Source organism: Halomonas sp. 3F2F, from assembly GCF_014897805.1.
Classification (GTDB): domain Bacteria; phylum Pseudomonadota; class Gammaproteobacteria; order Pseudomonadales; family Halomonadaceae; genus Vreelandella.
Genome location: NZ_JABUZE010000117.1, coordinates 1 through 1,237 on the forward strand (window position 1 = coordinate 1; position 1,237 = coordinate 1,237).

1 protein-coding gene and 1 pseudogene are annotated in these 1,237 nt (G+C 52.9%); both read left to right on the forward strand.

Translation table 11 applies throughout. From position 1 onward, the window contains the following. A pseudogene (locus INT21_RS12095) lies at nucleotides 1-541 on the forward strand (hypothetical protein); the annotation flags it as partial. Between the two features lie 26 nt (nucleotides 542-567). Then, nucleotides 568-1,237, forward strand: a 670-nt coding sequence (locus INT21_RS12100; RefSeq protein WP_193085252.1) for a DDE-type integrase/transposase/recombinase, incomplete at its 3' end; no start/stop codon positions are given.

The window sequence follows — 1,237 nt, forward strand, 5'->3', positions numbered from 1 at the left end:
AATTTTAGCGGGGTGGCAGAACGTCGCGGAATGGACGCTTACTTCCGCAGAACGTAAAGCTGCCGTACTGAAAAAATTGTTACCGCCTCATAATCGCAGCGTGGCGTCGGTTGCGACAGAAGAAGGCATCTCTGATGCGGCCCTGTACAATTGGTTAAAACAGTGTCGAGAGAAAGGAGTGCCCGTGCCAGGTTATACCCAAGGCGAGAATGAATGGTCACCTGACGCCAAACTGGCCGTCGTGATCGAAACGGCGCCAATGTCAGAAACAGAACTGGGTGCCTACTGCCGCGAAAAAGGCCTGTACCCCGAGCAAATTCAGCAGTGGAAAGCCGCATGCCTTCAAGGCGCTGGCCAGCAAGAAGAACAGGTAAAAGCAACGCAAAAACAACGTAAAGAAGACCGTAAAACCATCAAGCAACTCAAGGCGGAAGTACGCCGTAAAGACAAGGCTCTGGCAGAGACGACATCGTTATTGGTGCTCTCAAAAAAGCTCGAAGCCTTGTACAGCGACGACCTGGACCGCGGCGAGGACGACTGACATACCTCGATGAACGTACAAGGCTGGTGGTGTTATTTGATGAAGCGGTTTCTCGTGGCGCATCGCGTTATCGAGCTGCCGAGGTGATTAATGTCAGCGAACGGACGCTCAAACGTTGGCGATCTGAAAGCGGCGTGGTTATTGAGGATCAACGGCCACATGCAGAGCAATGCAACCAGCCGCATCAACTGACTCATGAGGAAGAGCAGGCTATTTTGAATACCTGTCATCAACCTGAGTATCAGAGTTTACCGCCGTCTCAGATCGTACCTTTACTGGCAGACCAAGGCGTCTATCTCGCCTCGGAGTCGACCTTCTACCGGGTCTTGAAAAAGCATGAGCAACACCATCATCGAGGACGCATGAAACCACGTCGCACTGTACCTGAGCCCACCAGCTTTACCGCCACAGGGCCGAATCAGGTGTGGAGCTGGGATATCAGCTTCTGCCCCTCCGTTGTACGAGGTCAGCACTGGTACCTCTACCTGATCATGGATATCTACAGTCGCAAAATCATCGCCTGGGAAGTTCATGATGCAGAGTCGGGCGAGTTGGCCAAAAAGCTGCTGGAGCGTGCCTTGTTGCGAGAAAACTGCTGGCATAACCCACCCGTATTGCACTCTGATAACGGAGCGCCGATGACCTCCTATACAGTAAGCGTCCATTCCGCGACGTTCTGCCACCCCGCTAAAATTC